The organism is Coprococcus sp. BIOML-A2, from assembly GCF_009875795.1.
GTDB classification, from domain to species: Bacteria; Bacillota; Clostridia; order Lachnospirales; family Lachnospiraceae; genus Coprococcus; species Coprococcus aceti.
The window spans coordinates 421,330-441,455 of sequence record NZ_WWSI01000002.1 but is presented as its reverse complement, the minus strand read 5'-3'; the positions used below and the strand labels follow the sequence as shown (position 1 = coordinate 441,455).

The following is a 20,126-nucleotide window of genomic DNA, read 5'->3' as shown; positions in this document are numbered from 1 at the left end:
GTTTATGACTCCTGCACATCTGTGCTATTTTTATTGGTATATCACCGGATATAATCCGTGTGACATGATTTCATCTTACTTAAAATACTCCACACCACTCTCGAATATCTTCTGGTTCTGGTCGCCGTATACGTTTACAGCTACAGCCTGTCCGATACGCTCTGAGTGACCCATCTTACCAAGGACACGTCCGTCTGGGCTTGTGATACCCTCGATCGCATAGTATGAACCGTTGACGTTGTAGTACTCGTCCATGGTTGGGTTGCCGTTCATGTCGACATACTGTGTTGCAACCTGTCCATTTGCAAAGAGCTTCTCGCACCATTCCTTGCTTGCAACGAAACGTCCCTCACCGTGTGAGATAGGAATTGTGTATACTCCGCCGAGCTCTGCCTTCTTCAGCCATGGGCTCTTGTTTGTTACAACCTTGGTGTATACCATCTTGGACTGATGACGTCCGATACTGTTCATTGTCAGTGTAGGTGAATCATCTGTCTGTGGTCTGATCTCGCCGTAAGGCACAAGACCGAGCTTGATGAGTGCCTGGAATCCGTTACAGATACCAAGTGCAAGTCCGTCCCTCTCGTTCAGGAGCTTCATGACTTCCTCGGAGATCTTCGCATTACGGAACGCAGTTGCGATGAACTTACCTGATCCGTCTGGCTCATCACCGGCTGAGAATCCGCCTGGGAACATGATGATCTGTGAATCGCTGATTGCCTTTGCAAATGCGTCAACTGAATCTCTGATTCCCTGTGCTGTCATATTTCTGAATACTATCGTCTGTACGTCTGCGCCTGCTCTCTCAAATGCCTTTGCTGAGTCATACTCACAGTTTGTACCAGGGAATACAGGTATGAATACCTTTGGCTTGGCAACCTTGTTCCTTGATGTGTAAACTGTCTTGGCGTCGAAGAGTCCAGTCTTGATCTCTGTCTGTGGAACATTTGACTCTGTTGGGAATACCTTCTCAAGGGTCTTTGTCCATGCTGCAAGAGCCTCGTCCATAGTGATCGTGACATCCTTGTATGTAAATACAGGCTCCTTTGTAACCTTACCTATCTTCTTGACAGGAATTCCGAGCTGATCAAGATCTGCTGCCTTAACCTCAAGAATGATAGCGCCATAGTTCTTGGCAACAAGATCCTTCTTGCTGACTGTATCCTCAAGCTCAACACCGAGCTTATTTCCAAATGCCATCTTGCTGACAGCCTCTATTATACCGCCAAATCCAACTGCATATGCAGACTGGATCTTGCCCTCCTTGATCTTCTTGTTCAGGAGGTCATACATGTACAGAACATTCTCATATACAGGTATGTCGTTCTCGTCCTTCTCTATATCCATCTCCACAAGAACATTGCCTGCCTTCTTGAGCTCAGGTGTAACAACGTCCATGTAGCTTGCCACATCGACTGCAAATGATACAAGTGTTGGAGGTACATCTATATCATTGAAAGTTCCTGACATACTGTCCTTTCCACCGATAGATGGAAGTCCAAGTCCTATCTGAACATCATATGCTCCGAGGAGCGCTGCCAGTGGCTGTCCCCATCTGTATGGGTCTGTTCCAAGTCTCTTGAAATATTCCTGGAATGTAAGTCTGATCTTGCTTACATCTCCACCTGCTGCAGCTATCTTGGCTGCTGATGTAACAACCGCATATACTGAACCATGATATGGGCTCCAGCTTGACAGATATGGGTCAAATCCGTAGCTCATCATGGTAATAGTGTCTGTCTTACCCTTGAGTACAGGCAGCTTTGCGATCATTGTCTGTGTAGGTGTGAGCTGATACTTACCACCGTAAGGCATTGTGACTGTTCCTGCTCCGATAGAGCTGTCGAACATCTCCACAAGTCCTTTCTGTGAGCACACATTCAGATCTGACAGTGTATCGAGCCATGCCTTCTTGACATCCTCAGGCTCCTTAACTGAATCAAAGTAATTGTCAGCCTTGCTTGGAACTTCAACCTTGACCTGTGTCTCCTGATGAGCACCATTTGTGTTGAGGAATGCACGTGAGATATTCACGATGTCCTTGCCTCTCCACTTAAGGATAAGTCTAGGCTCCTCTGTAACCTTTGCAACTACTACAGCCTCGAGGTTCTCCTCCTCAGCGTATCCGAGCATAGTGTCAACATCCTTAGGATCGACAACTATAGCCATACGCTCCTGGGACTCTGATATTGCAAGCTCTGTACCGTCAAGACCTGCGTACTTCTTTGGCACCTTGTCAAGATCTACCACAAGTCCGTCTGCCAGCTCTCCGATGGCAACTGACACACCGCCGGCACCAAAATCGTTACACTTCTTTATAATAGATGAAACCTCTTCTCTTCTGAAGAGTCTCTGGATCTTTCTCTCTGTAGGTGGGTTACCCTTCTGAACCTCAGCACCACATGTCTCGAGTGAGTGTGATGTGTGAGCCTTGGATGAACCTGTTGCTCCACCACAGCCATCACGGCCTGTACGTCCACCGAGCAGGATGATTACATCTCCCGGATCAGATGTGAGACGCTTTACAGCACGTCTTGGAGCTGCACCCATAACTGCTCCGATCTCCATTCTCTTTGCAACATAATCTGGATGATATATCTCATTTACAAGGCCTGTTGCAAGACCGATCTGGTTACCATATGAGCTGTAACCATGGGCTGCTGTTGTCACGATCTTACGCTGTGGAAGCTTGCCCTCCATTGTGTCCTTGAGAGACTTTGTAGGATCAGCCGCACCGGTAACTCTCATAGCCTGGTATACGTAACCTCTTCCTGAGAGCGGATCTCTGATAGCACCGCCAAGACATGTAGCAGCACCACCGAATGGCTCGATCTCTGTAGGATGGTTGTGTGTCTCGTTCTTGAAGAATACGAGCCACTCTTCCTCTACTCCGTCCACAACTACAGGAACAACTATAGAGCAAGCATTGATCTCGTCTGACACTTCCATATCATCGAGCTTGCCTGCTGCCTTGAGCTGTTTCATACCCATAAGGGCTATATCCATGAGACATACAAACTTGTCATCTCTGTCCTTGTACATCTCCTTCATCTCTGCTCTGTATGCGTCAAATGTCTTCTCAAGAAGATCCTTGTAATCTCCATCGTCGAACTCTACATCTGTGAGCTCTGTTGAGAATGTTGTATGACGGCAGTGATCTGACCAGTATGTATCGAGAACTCTGATCTCGGTCATGGATGGATCTCTCTTCTCCTCACCCTTGAAATAGTTCTGGATGTGAAGGAAATCCTTGAATGTCATGGCAAGTCCAAGTGAGTCATAAAGCTCCTTAAGATCTGCCTCTGCCATGTCCTTGAATCCGTCAAATATATGAACATCGGCTGGCTCAGGGAACTCTGTAACCAGAGTCTCAGGAATCTCCATACCGCATATTCTTGAATCAACAGGGTTTACACAGTAGTCCATGACAGCCTTCATCTGCTCGTCTGTCACGTCGCCCGAAAGTACATATGTTGTGGCAGTCTTGATAACAGGCTCCTCATCCTCTGCAAGAAGCTTTACACACTGCTCTGCTGAATCGGCTCTCTGATCGAACTGACCTGGAAGCGCCTCTACTGAGAACACCTTATCTGTGGCAGCAAGCTCAGGCTCACCCTCATAGATCACATCTACAGGCGGCTCAGCAAATACTGTCTCAAGAGCCTTTGCATATGTCTCATCTGATATGTTCTCAATATCATACCTGACAAGCACTCTCACATACTCAGCCTTGATACCCAGATAGTTCTTAATCTCTTCGTGAAGTTCCTTCGCCTTGACCGCATAGTCAGGCTTTTTCTCAACATACACTCTCTTGACCTTACTCATGTCATACCTCCATAGTAAAAGCGTTTTTGTTATTTCAATTCTTTAATAATAGCATTTATCTTGTTTTTTTTGTAGTAGTTTTTATCTTTTTGCCGATTTTCAGCTTATTTAAGCATAAAATTGTATCTTAACCCTGCATTTTCACCAAATATGTCATAACTTTTCCATGCTAGTTATGCAGTCTTCGTATCATCTTAAATATCACCGAATTCTGGTATATCATAGGTGAATTCTGACAGTAGAATATGATTCCGTCCGTCGGTGCGTATATGTCCGTCGTATTCTCGCCCGTCATCGGATTGATGATATTTGCAATTATGTCGCCTCGTACAACCTCGTCTCCCGGCTGGACAAGCTTCTTGAAGAAGCCGGCGGCATGCTCGGACCTTATGCTGAGCAGATCCTCCTCGTCCATGATGGTGGAAATGTATCCCGCATGGCAGTTGTATCTTATAACGCCCATACGTGTCAGGAATCTGAGCACTGAGGACACCGCCTGATTGGCACTCTCACCATTGATGGTGTCGGTAACTCCCGAATATACCGAGAAAGCCTCCGTGCCACGCATCTGCCAGTTGTAGTTGAGCGTTGCCTTGTCATATGATCTAGGCTCCGCTGTCAATACATACGGCATACCGAACTGGCTGGCAAGGCTGTTGCTCTGCTTGCCTGTCTCTATCATCCTGACGTGTGGGATAAACTCACCATCCATATAGAAGCTTGCAAACTGTATTCCGTATGCGTAGCCGGTGACCTTCTCCATCACCGCCGCTGCAATACGGCTTGTCGCCTGACCTTCAGGATTGCCCGGGAATGATCTGTTTATATCTGAATTGTCTGTTATCCAGTATTTCTTGCCCACATTGAACGAGCTGTAATTGATTGATGGTATCAGAAGTATCTTCTTGCCCGACACCAGGGCGCCCCTCGCCTCCAGCTCCCCGAGCTTCTTTGCCAGAAGTGAGCTTATGTAGAGCTGCTGAAATTCATTTCCTCTCATGGCACCAACTATGCATGCAGCCTTGTCTCCGCTGCCATAGGAAAATCCCTGTATCTCGTACTCTCCTCTGTAGGCTGTATTCATGGAATATATGATCTCTTTATTCATGGCCACCTCCGAAAATTCTGGCCACAAGTGACCCCTCTTCTATAACCGGATATTCTCTGAGTGAGAACACAATGCCGCTTCTCGGCGACCTGATGGTCTCCTCCACCGAGCCCGTGAGCACATTTACGATTCTTCCTATGATCTCTCCCTGCTGTATATATTCCGAGTGCTTTGCCACAGGCAGAAAGATTCCGCTGCTCTCTGCATTTACAAATACGACATCCTTGTCTTTTGCAAATTTAGGCTTATGTGCCGTCTCGACTTCGCCCTGCCATATTCCCATTTTCTTCATGAGAGAGAACAATCCGTCCACTATCTGATTCGAGTAATCGTAATCTATCTTGAGAGCAACGCCGGACTCCACTACCATACTCTTGACTCCGATCTCGTTGAGGGCGTGCGCAAGACTTCCCTCCATGACCGTAGATGACGGATGTATCCATACAACATCCACATTCATGCACGCAACATACGGAGCAAGATCCGATGCCACGTCAGAATTAACCCTGACCTGTGGGATCTCCTTGATGTACACACTGCTGGAATGGACATCAACACAAATGTCCGCCCCCTCTATGTCCTTCATGACCTTTGCCGCTGTGTACTCTCCCACAGTTCCGTCCTTGGAACCCGGGAACAGAGTGTTCATATCAATGTCAAATACCGGCACATCCCTGTACTGCGCCTCAAGTCCCATCGGATTGATAAATGGATATACATCCACGATTCCAGTAAGCTTGTCAAAATCCTTCTTGATCCTTCTGATCAGTTCATAACATATGTACTGTCCGGCAACCTCATCCCCATGTATACCGGACACAATACACAGCCTCTTTTCATTTCCAGTTGGGAAATCCGGGGCCAGATGGTTCTTCTTCACCCTCATGACTTCCCCGATCAGCATGTTAGCTGATACTACAGTTTCTATCATATTTTGTCCACCTTGTATTATTTATTCGTTAGTAATTTTGCAAATTATCCCGGTACATAAAGAAAAGCAGGGTACTTGCCGTATCCTGCTTCTTGTACCTAAGTTATTATACATGATAACTGTCAGTTCTTCAAGGTATGTTGCCTACTCTGTGAGCCTGTTATGCCCTTTTCTTATACTCTATTCTGAGCTTGTCCGCTATGAGTGCGATAAACTCGGAATTTGTCGGTTTGCCTTTTCCCGCATTCACTGTATATCCAAACAAATCGTTGATGGTGTCTATCTGACCTCTGTTCCACGCCACCTCTATGGCATGCCTTATGGCTCTCTCCACGCTGGAGGATGTGGTCTTATATTTCTTCGCTATCGTCGGATAGAGAAGCTTTGTTATGTAGTTCAGCATGTTCACATCGTTGACCGCCATGATGATGCCCTCACGGATGTACTGGTAGCCCTTTATATTTGCAGGAATACCTATATCCCTGATGATATCCGTCACATCGCTCTCTATAGTATTCTCTATCTTGTGTGCCATACTCTTCTCTGTGAGACATGTAAGCTTGTCGTTCAGCCCTAACTCAAGCTCCTTCTTCTTCATATACATCTGTCTGAGTCTTGTCACAAGCTGCACCGGATTGTACGGCTTCAGGATATAATATGTCGCACCCATCTCAAATGCACATCTTATAAGTCTCTGTGATGACACCGATGTGAGTACCACAAATATCGTATTCTGATATTCAGGCAGTTCACTCATATGCTCCATCACTCCCAGGCCATCCATTCCCGAAAGGCAAATGTCCAGTATCACTATATCCGGCTTGTAGAGCTTTATTGATTCCACCGCTTCATCCCCGGTGCTGACCATATCAACTACTCTCATCTCGTCCTTTGATGCATATGTGGCGATCTGTTTTGCTATCTGTGTGCTGTCGCCATCAGCAATTACAATTTCGATCCCTTTGTTTCCCATAGTATCTCCCTTGTTATGTATAAATTTACAGGATTAAGCGCTTATCCCAACTGCTTTATAATAATATTAAATATGATATAATTTGTCAAGTGCTTTTAATATCGTTTTTAATATCACATATTATGACAACATTTTACTACAAATTACCCTGCATTTCTCATCTTCGCTTCCAGTCTTATCTTGTCGGCAATGAGAGCGACAAATTCTGAGTTCGTAGGCTTTCCTTTGCCCGCACTTATGGTGTAACCAAACAGTTCGTTGATAGTCTCTATCTTTCCTCTGCTCCAGGCCACCTCTATGGCATGTCTTATGGCTCTCTCCACCCTTGATGCAGTTGTGCCGTACATCTGGGCGATCGTCGGATAAAGCTGCTTTGTTATAGAATTCAAAATATCCATATCCCCCACAGCTATGACTATCGCGCTTCTGAGATACTGGTAGCCTTTGATGTGCGCCGGGACTCCTATCTCGTGGATTATCCTGGTCACCACCGCCTCCAGCTCGTCCGTCTTCTGCTCATTTTCATCCATCTTCAGAAGCTGGGTTGTATTGCTTCCGCGTCCTTTACATGCATCATCAAGCACACCTCTGACCTTTTTCTCATCGTATGGCTGTTCAAGCAGTCTCACCACTGCCTTGTCACCTATCGTCGAAAATACAAAGTCCAGATAATTTCTGTGCTGCTTCGATGAACAGAGCACAAATTTGACATTTCTCAGGTTCTTATTTCCAGATACGCCCTCGACCATATCCGTGATATCCGTACCGGGTATAACCTCGTCCGCGATCACTATGTCTGGCTTATCTTCTGCAATTTTCTTAACAGCTTCGTCACCCTTCTCACAACATCCAATGTACTCATAATCAGGCATATCCTCAAATACGTGCTTTAGCTGTTCAATTTCTCTTTTGTCATGTTTTACCATCATAACTTTAACATGACTCATGTTATACTCCTTCCCAAGTATAGTGACGGAATAACAATATTTACTTTTTTATTCCTGTTATTCCACTACGAACATTATATATAAATGTAGTTTTCTTGGGAATATATAGAACTTCGCAAGTTACGACAGCATCAGCTTCCGGAAAACATTTTTTCTACTGCGACTGACACCAGCAGACCACATACGCACATTTAATGAAAAAATGCGGCATATCTTCCCTTTTCGGGTCGATATGCCGCGCATGATCACTTCTCTTTTGTATGTTCTTTTTCTCTGAGTCTTATGATCGCATCATAGGCCGCCGGATTGTGCTCCTTCAGGTGCTCATCCATTCGTTTTCTTCTCGCCTTATATCTGTCGACAAATTCAGGATGCTCGCTCTCAAGCCTGTGAAGAAGCTGGCTCCGCCTGCGCTCGATACGCTCTGCAACAGAGTCCTCATCCTCGCCTGTGGCCCTCACGATCTCCTCTATGTGGGCCTCCATATGCTCAAGCCATTCTTCCTCATCCTGTATATCCATCTGCTTCCAGAAACCGGTCATGAGCTGTTCAACCCCGGTTCCGTTCTTCATACTGCCTATGGATTCACGGATGTGCTTCTCTATGACATCTTCCGCATCATCGCCAAATGCCCACACAAGCTCCTGAGCCATGTGCTCCGCTCTCTTTCTCCTGATGTCATGATAACTGTTATGTACACCAACCAATGGATATGGACTCTCAAGGCCGCAGTCTGACAGTGCTCTCTCTATGGTCTGTCTCACGCATCCTGCCTCTATCATGTCGCCAAGTCCAAGCTTTCTGAGCTGGACGTTGAGCTGGCCTATATGCTCCGTGATATAGAGCTTCACCCCCTTCTCTTTCAGCGTATCATACATGATCCTGAGGGTCTTGGCAGCCGTCACATCCACGCTTCCCATGGCGGACGCATCCACTATTACAGCCTTTGTGTCATCCTGCACCGCATCCATGATATCCTTCTGGAATATGGCTATATTTGCAAAAAACAGGTTACTGCTGAATCTGTAAATAACTATATTCTGTATCGGGTATGCATGCTTGAACCTCTCGAGCGCAAGGAATTCCTCATGTCCAGGTACCAGTCCAAGGAAGCTTCTCGGAGGGTCCGCAGCCTTCCTTATGACTGCGGCAAATGAGAGTATGATTCCTATAAGAACTCCATTTATCGTTCCAAGTATCAGCACACCTAGGAAAGCTCCGCAGAATATGTAGAATTCCACCTTACTCACCTTCCACAGCTTTGCCGCCAGATCAAATTCCAGAGCACTGTAGAGTGCGGAGATGACGATTGCCGTGAGCACCGGAACCGGCAGATAACCTATAAATCCCGTTCCACACACGAGGATCACGATCATCACTACTCCTGCAAATATTCCAGTGAGCTGTGTCCTGCCTCCATACTGCTCACTCATTGTGGTTCTGGACACGGAACCGTTTATCGGACAGCAGCCTGTGAATGCCGCTGCAAGATTTGCCATTCCAAATGCCAGAAGCTCCTGATTATCGTCTATCTTATATCTGTTCTTCTGGGCGAAATTGTTCTCAGCCAGAAGCGTCTCCGCCATGATTACTACTGCTATCGACAGACTGACCGTCATGATATTTGGAAGCATCCTCTCATCTATCTGTGGTACAACGATCTGTGGAAGTCCTCTGCTCACCTCCGACAGACATACTATTCCGTATTCATCCATATCTATCACGCAGGACAGCAACGCTCCCGCTGCCATGACGCATATCGCCATCGGAAACTTTGGTATGAATCTTCTTGAAACAAGCAGTACCGCAAGAGCCGTAAGTCCCATGATTATCGACGGCACATTTACATCTCCTATCGTCTCTGCTATGTGTTCCACAAGCTCGAACAGTTCTCCTGTTCCCGCTCCGGCTCCATAGAGCTTCGGCACCTGCATGAGTATGATGGTGGTGCATATTCCTGATATGAATCCGCCCATGACCGGAGTCGATATGTAATTTACAAGCTTGCCCGCCTTGAACAGGAAGAATACCAGCAGCCACAGCGCCGTAAAGAATGTTATCACAGGAACGACCTGCATCGCCTGCTCTGTTCCCGGCGTAACCCCCAGCGTCACCAGTGCCGCTCCGACCAGCGCCGCAGGCGCGGCATCCACACCGAACACGAACTGCCTCGACGTGGACAGCAATCCAAATATTATGATCGGGAACACCGACCCATACAATCCATATACCGCCGGCAGCCCGGCTATCTGTGCATACCCCATCGATATCGGTATGGACACCGCCGCTATGATAATTCCTGTCAAAAGATCAGAAAGCAAATTCTCTTTTTTATAATTCTTTAGTGTATGACATAATGAAATTTTTGAAACCTTGATTTTCTTGCCCTCCTGGGATGTTTGTGTGTGCCGGTCTGCCTTATGCTAAAGTCCGGCACTTCTGTTCTTAATTTTATCACTAAACAGGATTAATTTCACTCCTCCAGCATATTTTCAATAAAAATCCCATACCCCCTGGTTGGATCGTCTACGAATACGTGGGTGACGGCGCCGATTATCTTGCCATCCTGGATGATCGGGGAACCGGACATTCCCTGTACCACTCCGCCCGTCAGGTCTATGAGGGCATCATCGGTCACGTGGAATTCTATATTCTTGTCGGATGAATTCCTGTCCACATACTCTATGTCTATCTCATACTTCTCAAGCTCGCCGCTCATTCTGGAATATATATAAGCCTGCCCCTTGCGGACTTCATGACCTCTGGCTATATACATACGCTCCGCATCGCCGTATTTCGCCTGGCAATAGCTGGTGTCCAGATGTCCATATATTCCACTGGCACTGTTGCCATCAATAATACCGACCAAAGATCTTCTATATGCGATGCTTCCCTGAAGTCTTCCCGGTTCCGAGGAGTATGACTTGCTTATATTTGTAATATCCGTTGTGTACACTCCACCGGTGCTGCACCGCATCATAACTCCCGTATCTATATCCGACACACTGTGTCCAAGAGCCATGAAATTTGTTCCGTCGACAAATGTAACCGTGCCTATTCCCGACACATCATCCTTCACCCACGCGCCCAGCAGATAAGCGCCATTCTCGTTTTTTTCCGGCGTGATGCTACAGACCTTCTCCTCCCCATCCCTTATATATCTCACGGACAAGCTATCACCCTGGCTTTCAGCAACAATATCAAGCAGCTCCAACCTCTTAGATATCTCCATACCGTCTACACTCACAATATAATCCCCTGTACAGACCTTTCCATCAGCAGGGCAACAGGACTCGCCATTTTCATTTTTAAAGCTACACACATCCACCACCAAGACTCCCTCCGTCTTCATATAGATTCCCATCGCCTCGCCGGACGGAACTACAGGCCGGTCAAATATATCTCTTCCAAACTCCGCATCCTTCGTGGTCGCCCTTGACACTACCCCATCAAGTGTTGAGCTTGTCTTCTCTGACCTTCCAACATCCACTCGTCTGTCCACCAACACACATAAAACCAATAGTGCTGCAAGGAGCAACAGATCCGCCACAGCCACCCATATGATCACCTTCTTATATCGCCTCATAATCTATTCCTCCTACATATACTTAAAAACAACTAATAGCTTATAAAAAAAGAGTAACAGCCTTGGCTGTTACTCTTAGTATGTTGTGTTAGGAATAACTTTATATCAGTATTTTTTTGTCTTTTCTGCCATTTGTTTCATCTCGCGGGCATTGCTCATGACTGCCTCAGTTATGGTCACGCCGCCGAGAAGTCTTGCGATCTCCTCTGTTGATTCCTCGTCGTTCAGACGGACGATCCTTGTCACTGTCTTGCCCTCGTCGGCAGACTTTTCTATGAGATAATGACTGTCTGCCATCGCTGCGATCTGCGGAAGATGGGTTATGCTTATAACCTGATGGCTTCTGGAAATAACTGCCATTTTTTCAGCAACCTTCTGAGCTGCACGGCCGCTTATTCCCACATCGATCTCATCGAATACAAGAGTGCCGATATTGTCCTCGGACGCCATGCAGGATTTGATCGCCAGCATGATCCTTGAGAGCTCACCGCCTGAAGCCACGTCATATAACGGTCTCATCTTCTCGCCGACATTTGTCGAAATGACAAAATAGCAGTCATCGATTCCATTTGCCGTACACTCCGGAAGCCTGTCAAATACCATGTCGAACCGAACCTCCATGAAACTCAGATCAGCAAGTGCATCTCTGATGTCTCTGCACAGATTCTCAGCCTGCCTCTGTCTCTCAGCAGTAAGCGCATCTGCTGCCTTGAGCATGGCTTTCTCCACCTTTTTTATTTTGTCTGAAAGTCCTGCTATATATTCGTCATATTCAGACAGCCTTTCATATTCCTTCCTGCTGTCCTCCAGATATTTGAACACCTCTTCCACGGTGCTTCCATATTTTCCCTTTATATCATTGATGACGTCAAGCCTGGACTCAACACTTCTAAACTCAGAATCGTCAAAGTCCATGCTCTGCATGTAATCATTTAATTCAACGTTAAAATCATTCAGCAGCGCGTCAATATTTTCCAACTGGCTATACAGACCGTCTATCTCTCCGTCGAGATCCTTTATACCCTTCATCGATGCCAGAGCTCTGCCGATCTCATTTCCCGCAGATGAAGAAGATTCATAACCTGTAACGCTGTATACATCCGAAGCTGCCGCAACTATATCGCGTGAATTGACCATCCTGTTGTACTGATGCTCAACATCTTCGTCCTCACCAGTCTTTATATTTGCTGACTCGATCTCCGCGATCTGATACTTGAGGAATTCTACCTTTCTGCTCCGCTCCGCCTCATCCATCGAGAGCTCGTCCATCTCACGCCTGAGTGTGACGTACTCTCTGTGACACTCTGCAACCTTCTGCTTCAGGGGATCTATGGATGCTCTGCCATATTTATCCAGAAGCTTCATATGCTCCGCTTTCTTAAGGAGCGTCTGCTGCTGGTGCTGCGTGTGCATATCTATGAGAAGCGCAGATACCTCCCTGAGCTTTGCGGCGGTCACCGCCATATCATTTATAGTGTTGATGGTTCTGGAATTATTTATTCTCCGCGTGATGAGTATCTCGCCATCCTCCGATGGCTCCACTCCCAGATCTCTGATCTGCTCAATCACCTGGGGATCATCCACCAGGAAAAGCAGTTGACAGAAGCCCTCCTTGTCAGGCTCCCTGACTATATCCTTCGGAAGCTTATCTCCCATACCAATCTTCAGGGCTCCCATGATTATGGACTTACCCGCACCGGTCTCACCGGTAAGTATGTTGAGATTATCGGTAAAATTAACATTTGCATCGTCTATGAGTGCAATATTCTTGATATGTACATTAAGTAACATTTGTATCCTCCTGTTGACGCACAGACTTTATTACACATAACATATTACAGAGAGCTGTCATCTCTGCATCTTATCTATCGTCTTCATGACCGAATCGGTCATCTCCCGGCTTCTGACCGCCAGGAATATGGTGTCGTCCCCGGCTATACTTCCGAGGAGTCCACATATCTCCACATTGTCAAGTGCTGCGGCAACTGCCATAGCCATGCCCGACACTGTCTTGATCACTATCAGATTCTCCGCCGGCACCATGGATAATATGCCAGCCCCGAGAACCTTTCTGTACGACTCTATGGACTCATGTGTTGCCGACTTTCCCAGAGTGTACTTCTGCCTGCCACCCGCCACGGCAACCTTGGTGAGGTTAATCTCTCTTATATCTCTCGATATGGTGGCCTGGGTCGTATTGAAACCCGCCTCGGCCAGCTTCTCCAGCAGTTCATCTTGGGTCTCTATATCATATTGTTCGATTATCGACAAAATCATCGCCTGTCGCTTCTGTTTCATATCACTTTCCCCCAAGCTTGTTTCTAAGTATCTCGTAGAAATTCACGTCACTCGCCTTTACGAGCTGCGTGGTTCTCTGTGACACGCATATATCAAGGACATCGCCTGCTGCCAGTTCGAAATCATTTCCACCGTCAAATGAAACTATCGCCTCGGTGTCCTGCGTCTTCCTCTTCTTGGCGATCTCTATTGAAACCTTTGCGTCACTAGGAAGCACAATACTCTTCGAAGTCAGCGAATGTGGACATACCGGAGTGATGATCATCAGTCTTGCCATAGGATCCACGATCGGACCTCCGGCTGAGAGATTGTAACCCGTGGAGCCAGTAGGGGTCGATATGATGATTCCATCTCCCTCATAGGCATTCAGAAAGCTTCCATTTACATAGACATCAAGGCCTATAAGTCTTGAAAATCCTGCCCTGCTGATAACTATATCATTGAGTGCCCTCTTCCTGCACTCCTTGCCGTCTCCTGTTCTGACTGTTCCCCTGATCATCATTCTGTCCTGCATGGAATAATCATCCGCAAGCAGTCTGTCTATGATGGTCTGCCAGTTGGTGATCTCCCCCTCAGTGAGGAATCCCACCGTTCCAAGATTTATCCCGAACAGAGGAATCTCCACATGGCTGGCACTGGATGCCACATTGAGGAGTGTTCCATCCCCTCCAAGAACAAGTATACAGTCAAAGCTCTCAAGCTCATCCGTAACATGCTGCTTGTCACATGCACTGAAGCTGTAGCAGTCCATGGCTTTACACGCACCATTTTGCGATTCAATATACGCTGTGAGCTCCGACGTTATACGATTATCCTCATCCTTATCCGGGTTATATACTATATAAAAATTCTTCATATCGTATCCTCTATGACTTGTTCAGTTCGTTGTGGGACTCCTCCACCAGAGCCTTTATGTCGAATTCCTCATCCGTCTTCGACTCGTCCTTTGATATGTGGAGCAGATATTCTATGTTGCCCTCAGGTCCTTTTATAGGTGAATAGCTGAGGTGCAGTGTGCGGAATCCTATGCTTCTGGCATAACCGACTATCATCTCCACAACCTCAATATGGGTTGAAAGCTCTCTGACAACGCCCTTCTTGCCAACCTTCTCTCTTCCCGCCTCGAACTGCGGCTTGATAAGGCACACGATCTCTCCACTATCCGTAAGCAGCTCCTTTACCGCTGGAAGCACCTTTGTAAGAGATATAAATGACACATCTATCGAAGCAAATTCAATCTTATCGTCAATATCCTCAGGTGTGACATATCGTATATTTGTTTTCTCCATACAGACAACTCTCTCGTCATTTCTGAGCTTCCATGCAAGCTGTCCATGACCCACGTCAACGGAATACACCTTCACCGCACCATTCTGCAGCATACAGTCGGTAAAACCACCAGTGGAAGCACCTACATCCATGCACACCTTACCCGCAAGTTCCACGCCGAAATGATCCATAGCCTTCTCAAGCTTCAGGCCTCCACGGCTCACGTATTTGAGGGTGTTGCCCCTGACCTCTATCTTAGCAGTCTCGTCAAATGTCGTGCCGGCCTTATCCTCTTTGTTATTGTCAACATACACTATTCCTGACATGATGATGGCTTTCGCCTTCTCTCGTGAATCTGCCAGTCCCTGTTCTACAAGGAGAACATCAAGTCTCTTCTTCATCTGTCTTCCTCTTATTCTGTACAATCTGTCGATATTATATGTTTTATCCTGTCATACAGCGAATCCGCGTCAAGCTTCAGCATCCTCCTGAGCTCCTCCACGCTTCCATGCTGTACAAATGTATCCTCAATGGCACACACTGTCACATCCACATCAAGATGTCTGTCCATGACATACTCCTCGACCAGAGATCCGTATCCGCCATGCTTTATCTCTTCTTCAATAACCACTATATGTTTATGATCCTTGCTGAGCTCATCTATCATATCAGTATCTATCGGCTTCAGGAATCTTGCATTGACAAATGTGACATTTGTTCCATCGGCCAGCAGTCTGTCATACACCTTCTCGGCCTCCTGGACCATGTTTCCAACAGCCACTATGGCAAGCTTCTGTCCCCTGTGGATCATCTCGCTCCTGCCATACTCAATATCCACATTGTATTCCTTAAGTCCGTAATAAGCCTCTCCTCTGGAATACTTGAGCGCAACCGGACCATCGTAAGCAACAGCCCACTCCATCGCTCTGGTGAGCTCATATCTGTTCTTCGGCGCAATGATGGTCATGTTCGGAATATGTGACAGAAACGCAGTGTCAAATATGCCCTGATGTGTATCGCCATCTGCACCGACAAGCCCTGACCTGTCAATAGCAAATATGACATGCAGCTTCTGCAGGCACACATCGTGTAAGATCTGATCATATGCCCTCTGCAAAAATGACGAGTATATCGCAACCACAGGCACCAGTCCCGACGTAGCAAGTCCCGCGGCAAACGTCACCGCATGTTCCTCCGCAATGCCCACGTCAAAAGCCCTGTCCGGGAACTCCGCGGCAAATGCCGCCACTCCTGTTCCCTTGCCCATGGCAGCCGTTATGGCCGTTATCCTTGGATCAGCCTTACCAAGCTCCACCAGCTTTCTGGCAAACACTCCTGTGTTTGTCATGACCTTCCTGTCCTTCATGACCTTTCCTGTCTGTATATCAAACGGATCAATGCCGTGGAAATAGCTCGGGTGTCTCTCGGCATGGGTATAACCCTTGCCCTTCACAGTCTTCACATGCACAAGGATCGGTCTGTTGAGCTTAAGCGCTTTGCGGAAAGTGGCCTCCATCACATCTATATCGTGTCCGTCTATAGGTCCTATATATGTGACACCCAGCTCCTCGAAGAACATACCCGGCACAAATATCTGCTTGATGGAATCCTTTGACTTCTTCAGCCCTCTGGCAAGATGCTCTCCAGCCACAGGGATCTTCATGAGGATCTTCTCCACGTTACTCTTAAAATCATTGTACTGCTGCCCAACACGTATCTTGCTGAGATATGTGGACATGCCGCCAACATTCTGATCGATGGACATATTGTTATCGTTCAGCACAACAAGGCAACCGGTCTTGATATCCGCCATATTATTCATGGCCTCATATACCATACCACCTGTGAAGGAGCCATCTCCGATCACTGCGGCAATCTTCTCATTTGTACCCTTGATACTTCTGGCGCACGCCATTCCGAGCGCAGCAGAAATGGATGTTGAGCTGTGTCCTGTATTGAACGCATCGCACGGGCTCTCACTGGTCTTCGGGAAACCGCTCATTCCTCCAAACTGTCTGAGAGTGCCCATCTCATTCTTCCTGCCCGTCAGTATCTTGTGGACATAGGACTGATGTCCCACATCCCATATAAGCTTATCCTCAGGGAAATCCAGAACCATGTGAAGTGCCATGGTAAGTTCCACGCATCCAAGATTCGGAGCCAAATGTCCACCGGTCTCGCTCACATGCGACACCAGAAATTCTCTGATCTCATCCGCCAGCTCCGGCAGATCTTCCCTGTCTATATCCTTTATATCGTTTGGTTTATTTATTCTATCCAGTATATTCATATGCACACCACGAGAGGAGTCCTATTTATCCCTGTTTATCAGCCAGATGACCAATTCCTTCAGAAACTCATTGTCCCCGCCTATCTCTTCCAATTCTCTTACTGCTCTCTCCGACAGCTCAGTCACATAACGTCTGGATTCATCAATTCCATGTATCGTGACATATGTAACCTTGCCATTCTCCTCATCACTCAGCGTCGGCTTTCCAAGGAGCGCACTGTCTCCACAGACATCCAGAATATCGTCCTGGATCTGGAATGCCATGCCGACGTCCGATGCTATCTTGTGTACCGCCGCAACTTTAGCCTCGTCTGCCCCCGCAAGTATCGCGCCTATCATCATGGATGCCTCTATGAGGGCTCCGGTCTTGTTCTCATACACATATTCAAGCTGCTCCTTTGAGAGCTCCTTGCCGGTCATCTCCACATCGACGACCTGACCGCCTATCATGCCGTTTATACCCGGCTTCTGCGCAAGCACACACATCGCAGACGCCACAGCATGTATATCCTCACCCATGCCAAATGCCTTACATGCGGTCTCATATGCATAATTGAGCAGCGCATCCCCCGCAAGAATGGCCATCGCCTCGCCAAATACCACATGGGATGTCTTTCTTCCGCGCCTGTAATCGTCATTGTCCAGAGCCGGAAGATCGTCATGTATGAGTGAATATGTATGTATCATCTCTATCGCAGCCATGAACGGCTTTATAACCTCTGATTTGCCACCGAACAGCCTGTATGTCTCCTCCATGAGCATTGGACGAAGCCTCTTTCCACCCGCCTCTACCGAGTACGCCATGGCCTCACACACTGTCCTGTTAAATCCGTCTGCAGGTGGCAGATAGCTCTCAACTATATCGTTGATCCTTGCCGCCTTCTCCGCTATAAGTTTATCTATCATGCTTCCTCCTGACCCGAAAGTGTTATCATCTCTTTCTCAACATCGCACAGGTAATTCCTGCATCTGTTTATGAGCTGGACGCCCTCAGAATAAAGCTCCATGGACTCCTTGAGCCCCGTATCAGTATTCTCAAGCGCAGCCGCTATCTCATCAAGTCTGGCAAGAGCCTCCTCTATGGACACATCCTGAAGAGTGTCCGCTGTATCCATATTCTGTGTATCTTCTGCCATATCTATTCCTCCTGCCCGGTCACGTCAGTCACGACCGCCTGTATTCTTCCATCATGAAGAGTTATCTCTATATCATCCCCAGGTGTGATCCCTGCCACAGATCTGACAGGCTCACCATCCGATGAAATATATCCAAATCCATTTATGAGCTTAGCTGTAGGCGAAAGGCCATGTATCCTCTCCGTCATGACCGCAAGGACATTCCTTGTCATGTCGTACTTTCTGCCCATCGCGCTCTTCATCCTATCATGAAGTCTGTCACAGCGCACCGATCTGTCATCTATCTTATCCGCCATCAACTCATTTATCTGCTTCTCTATTCTGTCAAGCTGCTGCCTCTGACTGTCCATTCTTCCGGATGGACTTAAGAGTCTAAGCTGCCTGTCATATCCATCCAGACTCCTCGCAAGTCTGTCTATCCTGCCGGATATCAGCATGGTGAGCTGTTCAAGTCTCCTGTCAAATCCGGCAACTGTCTCTGCCACCACCGGAAGCGCATGCATGACAGCCGTGGACGGATTGGATTCTCTCCTGTCCGCAACCATGTCCGCAACTGTGGTGTCTATCTCATGCCCCGTAGCCGATATGATAGGCGTCTCCGCATTGAATATGGCCCATGCCACCTGCTCCTCATTGAACGCCCACAGATCCTCCTTGGAGCCTCCGCCTCTTCCGACGATTATGAGGTCGAGCCCCATGGAATCAAGTATCTCGATTCCTCTGGATATATCCGCCGCCGCATACTGTCCCTGCACGGTCGCAGGATAACAATAGAGCTGGGCATACGGATCCCTCCGTTTTGCCACTGCACGGATATCGCTTATCGCAGCCTTTGCCCCCGCTGTCACTATACCAATACGCCTCGGATAGGCGGGAATAGGCTTCTTGTATTCCTGCGAAAACAGCCCCATGCCGTCCAGTCTGGCTATGAGTCTCTCCAGCTTGGCATTCACCTCGCCGTCACCCACACGCACCAGCCTGTCTACATAGAGCTGATACTTTCCGTCTCTCACGAAGACATCAATATGACCAAATGCATGAACCTTGTCTCCGTTCTTCGGAGCAAACTTGAGTCCATATACCTGTTTTCCCGCAAACATAACAGCCGCCAGAACTCCGCTGGGATCCTTGAGACTGAAATACATATGACCTCTCTTGTCTGTTCCGAGTCCTGTGATCTCTCCCTCAACTCCCAGACTGCCAAGCCACGACTCGCCGCTGACCAACTCCTGTATCCTCTCATTGAGTTCCTTGACTGTATATATGTTATTCTGCTGTGGCATCTGCGCCACTCTCCTTCTTGTCCTTATCACCGGATACAAGCTTTGCAAGAAGTGCATTCACGAACTTGCTCGCCGATGCATCACAATACTTCTTTGCCAACTCAACCGCCTCATTGATGGCGACCTTCTCCGGTATGCTCTCATCGTACTTCACTTCATAGACACCAAGCCTTAATATAGCCAGCTCCTCCTTGCCTATACGAGGAAGCTTCCAGCCTTCTGATATCTGTGAAATGATCTCATCTATCTCTGCTTTCTTAGAGATGATATTCTTAACCTTGGTGGTTATATAATCTCTGTCCTCATTGCTGACTATTCCGTACAGAAGCGGATCGTCCTCCTCATCTCCCGGCATCTCAGGGTCAAATGCAAAATCAAGCTGATCCTGCATGCCCTCAGCGTCATTGAACTCCAGTGTAAATACTATCTTGAATATCCTGTCTCTTATATCTCTTCTAGTCATATCTTCCTCTCCAC

Annotated in this window: 16 protein-coding genes; all 16 read right to left on the bottom strand. The window is 47.3% G+C overall.

Features of this window, described 5'->3' with window-relative positions; translation table 11 throughout:
* Window positions 1–75: 75 nt before the first annotated feature.
* Window positions 76–3,828 (bottom strand): phosphoribosylformylglycinamidine synthase, encoded by a 3,753-nt coding sequence (locus GT575_RS06305; protein ID WP_161171719.1) that lies wholly within the window; start codon window positions 3,826–3,828, stop codon window positions 76–78.
* A 169-nt stretch (window positions 3,829–3,997) separates the two neighbouring features.
* Entirely contained in the window at window positions 3,998–4,936 is a 939-nt protein-coding gene (locus GT575_RS06300) for a M14 family metallopeptidase (protein WP_161171718.1), read from the bottom strand.
* Window positions 4,929–5,867, bottom strand: coding sequence for a M14 family metallopeptidase (locus GT575_RS06295; RefSeq protein ID WP_022216686.1), 939 nt, complete (start codon window positions 5,865–5,867; stop codon window positions 4,929–4,931). Before GT575_RS06295 ends, GT575_RS06300 begins: the two co-directional genes overlap by 8 nt.
* Window positions 5,868–6,027: 160 nt before the next feature.
* Window positions 6,028–6,840: a sporulation transcription factor Spo0A gene (spo0A, locus tag GT575_RS06290; protein WP_161171717.1), complete on the bottom strand. Its 813-nt coding sequence runs from the start codon at window positions 6,838–6,840 to the stop codon at window positions 6,028–6,030.
* Window positions 6,841–6,983: 143 nt separating this feature from the next.
* A complete protein-coding gene (gene spo0A, locus GT575_RS06285) occupies window positions 6,984–7,787 on the bottom strand; it encodes a sporulation transcription factor Spo0A (protein WP_015533551.1) in 804 nt (267 codons plus the stop codon).
* 245 nt (window positions 7,788–8,032) lie between these two features.
* Window positions 8,033–10,108, bottom strand: coding sequence for a SulP family inorganic anion transporter (locus GT575_RS06280; protein WP_192934959.1), 2,076 nt, complete (start codon window positions 10,106–10,108; stop codon window positions 8,033–8,035).
* A gap of 152 nt (window positions 10,109–10,260) precedes the next feature.
* Window positions 10,261–11,373, bottom strand: coding sequence for a SpoIVB peptidase S55 domain-containing protein (locus GT575_RS06275; protein ID WP_022216688.1), 1,113 nt, complete (start codon window positions 11,371–11,373; stop codon window positions 10,261–10,263).
* Between the two features lie 105 nt (window positions 11,374–11,478).
* Complete coding sequence (gene recN, locus GT575_RS06270) at window positions 11,479–13,164, bottom strand: DNA repair protein RecN (protein WP_055272711.1); 1,686 nt, start codon at window positions 13,162–13,164, stop codon at window positions 11,479–11,481.
* A gap of 57 nt (window positions 13,165–13,221) precedes the next feature.
* Window positions 13,222–13,671, bottom strand: a complete 450-nt coding sequence (locus tag GT575_RS06265; protein WP_055144062.1) for an arginine repressor — start codon at window positions 13,669–13,671, stop codon at window positions 13,222–13,224.
* Window position 13,672: 1 nt separating this feature from the next.
* Window positions 13,673–14,527 carry an NAD(+)/NADH kinase gene (locus tag GT575_RS06260; RefSeq protein WP_055144060.1) on the bottom strand — a complete coding sequence of 285 codons (855 nt, stop codon included), beginning with the start codon at window positions 14,525–14,527 and terminating at the stop codon, window positions 13,673–13,675.
* A gap of 10 nt (window positions 14,528–14,537) precedes the next feature.
* Window positions 14,538–15,341 carry a TlyA family RNA methyltransferase gene (locus tag GT575_RS06255; protein WP_022216691.1) on the bottom strand — a complete coding sequence of 268 codons (804 nt, stop codon included), beginning with the start codon at window positions 15,339–15,341 and terminating at the stop codon, window positions 14,538–14,540.
* An 11-nt stretch (window positions 15,342–15,352) separates the two neighbouring features.
* Window positions 15,353–17,230 carry a 1-deoxy-D-xylulose-5-phosphate synthase gene (dxs, locus tag GT575_RS06250; protein ID WP_161171716.1) on the bottom strand — a complete coding sequence of 626 codons (1,878 nt, stop codon included), beginning with the start codon at window positions 17,228–17,230 and terminating at the stop codon, window positions 15,353–15,355.
* A gap of 21 nt (window positions 17,231–17,251) precedes the next feature.
* A complete protein-coding gene (locus GT575_RS06245; protein WP_015533557.1) occupies window positions 17,252–18,136 on the bottom strand; it encodes a polyprenyl synthetase family protein in 885 nt (294 codons plus the stop codon).
* Window positions 18,133–18,366 (bottom strand): exodeoxyribonuclease VII small subunit, encoded by a 234-nt coding sequence (xseB, locus tag GT575_RS06240; protein WP_015533558.1) that lies wholly within the window; start codon window positions 18,364–18,366, stop codon window positions 18,133–18,135. Before xseB ends, GT575_RS06245 begins: the two co-directional genes overlap by 4 nt.
* Window positions 18,367–18,368: 2 nt before the next feature.
* The gene (gene xseA / locus GT575_RS06235; protein WP_161171715.1) at window positions 18,369–19,649 is read right to left on the bottom strand and encodes an exodeoxyribonuclease VII large subunit; all 1,281 of its coding nucleotides are present in this window, start codon (window positions 19,647–19,649) and stop codon (window positions 18,369–18,371) included.
* Window positions 19,633–20,112, bottom strand: coding sequence for a transcription antitermination factor NusB (nusB, locus tag GT575_RS06230; RefSeq protein WP_015533559.1), 480 nt, complete (start codon window positions 20,110–20,112; stop codon window positions 19,633–19,635). The genes xseA and nusB overlap by 17 nt, the downstream gene beginning before the upstream one ends.
* Between the last annotated feature and the right edge of the window lie 14 nt (window positions 20,113–20,126).

What these genes read in the sequence shown, in the direction of transcription:
- GT575_RS06305 (WP_161171719.1), bottom strand. Translation starts at nt 3,828, where the DNA reads ATGAGTAAGGTCAAGAGAGTGTATGTTGAGAAAAAGCCTGACTATGCG.
- GT575_RS06300 (WP_161171718.1), bottom strand. Translation starts at nt 4,936, where the DNA reads ATGAATAAAGAGATCATATATTCCATGAATACAGCCTACAGAGGAGAG.
- GT575_RS06295 (WP_022216686.1), bottom strand. Translation starts at nt 5,867, where the DNA reads ATGATAGAAACTGTAGTATCAGCTAACATGCTGATCGGGGAAGTCATG.
- spo0A (WP_161171717.1), bottom strand. Translation starts at nt 6,840, where the DNA reads ATGGGAAACAAAGGGATCGAAATTGTAATTGCTGATGGCGACAGCACA.
- spo0A (WP_015533551.1), bottom strand. Translation starts at nt 7,787, where the DNA reads ATGAGTCATGTTAAAGTTATGATGGTAAAACATGACAAAAGAGAAATT.
- GT575_RS06275 (WP_022216688.1), bottom strand. Translation starts at nt 11,373, where the DNA reads ATGAGGCGATATAAGAAGGTGATCATATGGGTGGCTGTGGCGGATCTG.
- recN (WP_055272711.1), bottom strand. Translation starts at nt 13,164, where the DNA reads ATGTTACTTAATGTACATATCAAGAATATTGCACTCATAGACGATGCA.
- GT575_RS06265 (WP_055144062.1), bottom strand. Translation starts at nt 13,671, where the DNA reads ATGAAACAGAAGCGACAGGCGATGATTTTGTCGATAATCGAACAATAT.
- GT575_RS06260 (WP_055144060.1), bottom strand. Translation starts at nt 14,527, where the DNA reads ATGAAGAATTTTTATATAGTATATAACCCGGATAAGGATGAGGATAAT.
- GT575_RS06255 (WP_022216691.1), bottom strand. Translation starts at nt 15,341, where the DNA reads ATGAAGAAGAGACTTGATGTTCTCCTTGTAGAACAGGGACTGGCAGAT.
- dxs (WP_161171716.1), bottom strand. Translation starts at nt 17,230, where the DNA reads ATGAATATACTGGATAGAATAAATAAACCAAACGATATAAAGGATATA.
- GT575_RS06245 (WP_015533557.1), bottom strand. Translation starts at nt 18,136, where the DNA reads ATGATAGATAAACTTATAGCGGAGAAGGCGGCAAGGATCAACGATATA.
- xseB (WP_015533558.1), bottom strand. Translation starts at nt 18,366, where the DNA reads ATGGCAGAAGATACACAGAATATGGATACAGCGGACACTCTTCAGGAT.
- xseA (WP_161171715.1), bottom strand. Translation starts at nt 19,649, where the DNA reads ATGCCACAGCAGAATAACATATATACAGTCAAGGAACTCAATGAGAGG.
- nusB (WP_015533559.1), bottom strand. Translation starts at nt 20,112, where the DNA reads ATGACTAGAAGAGATATAAGAGACAGGATATTCAAGATAGTATTTACA.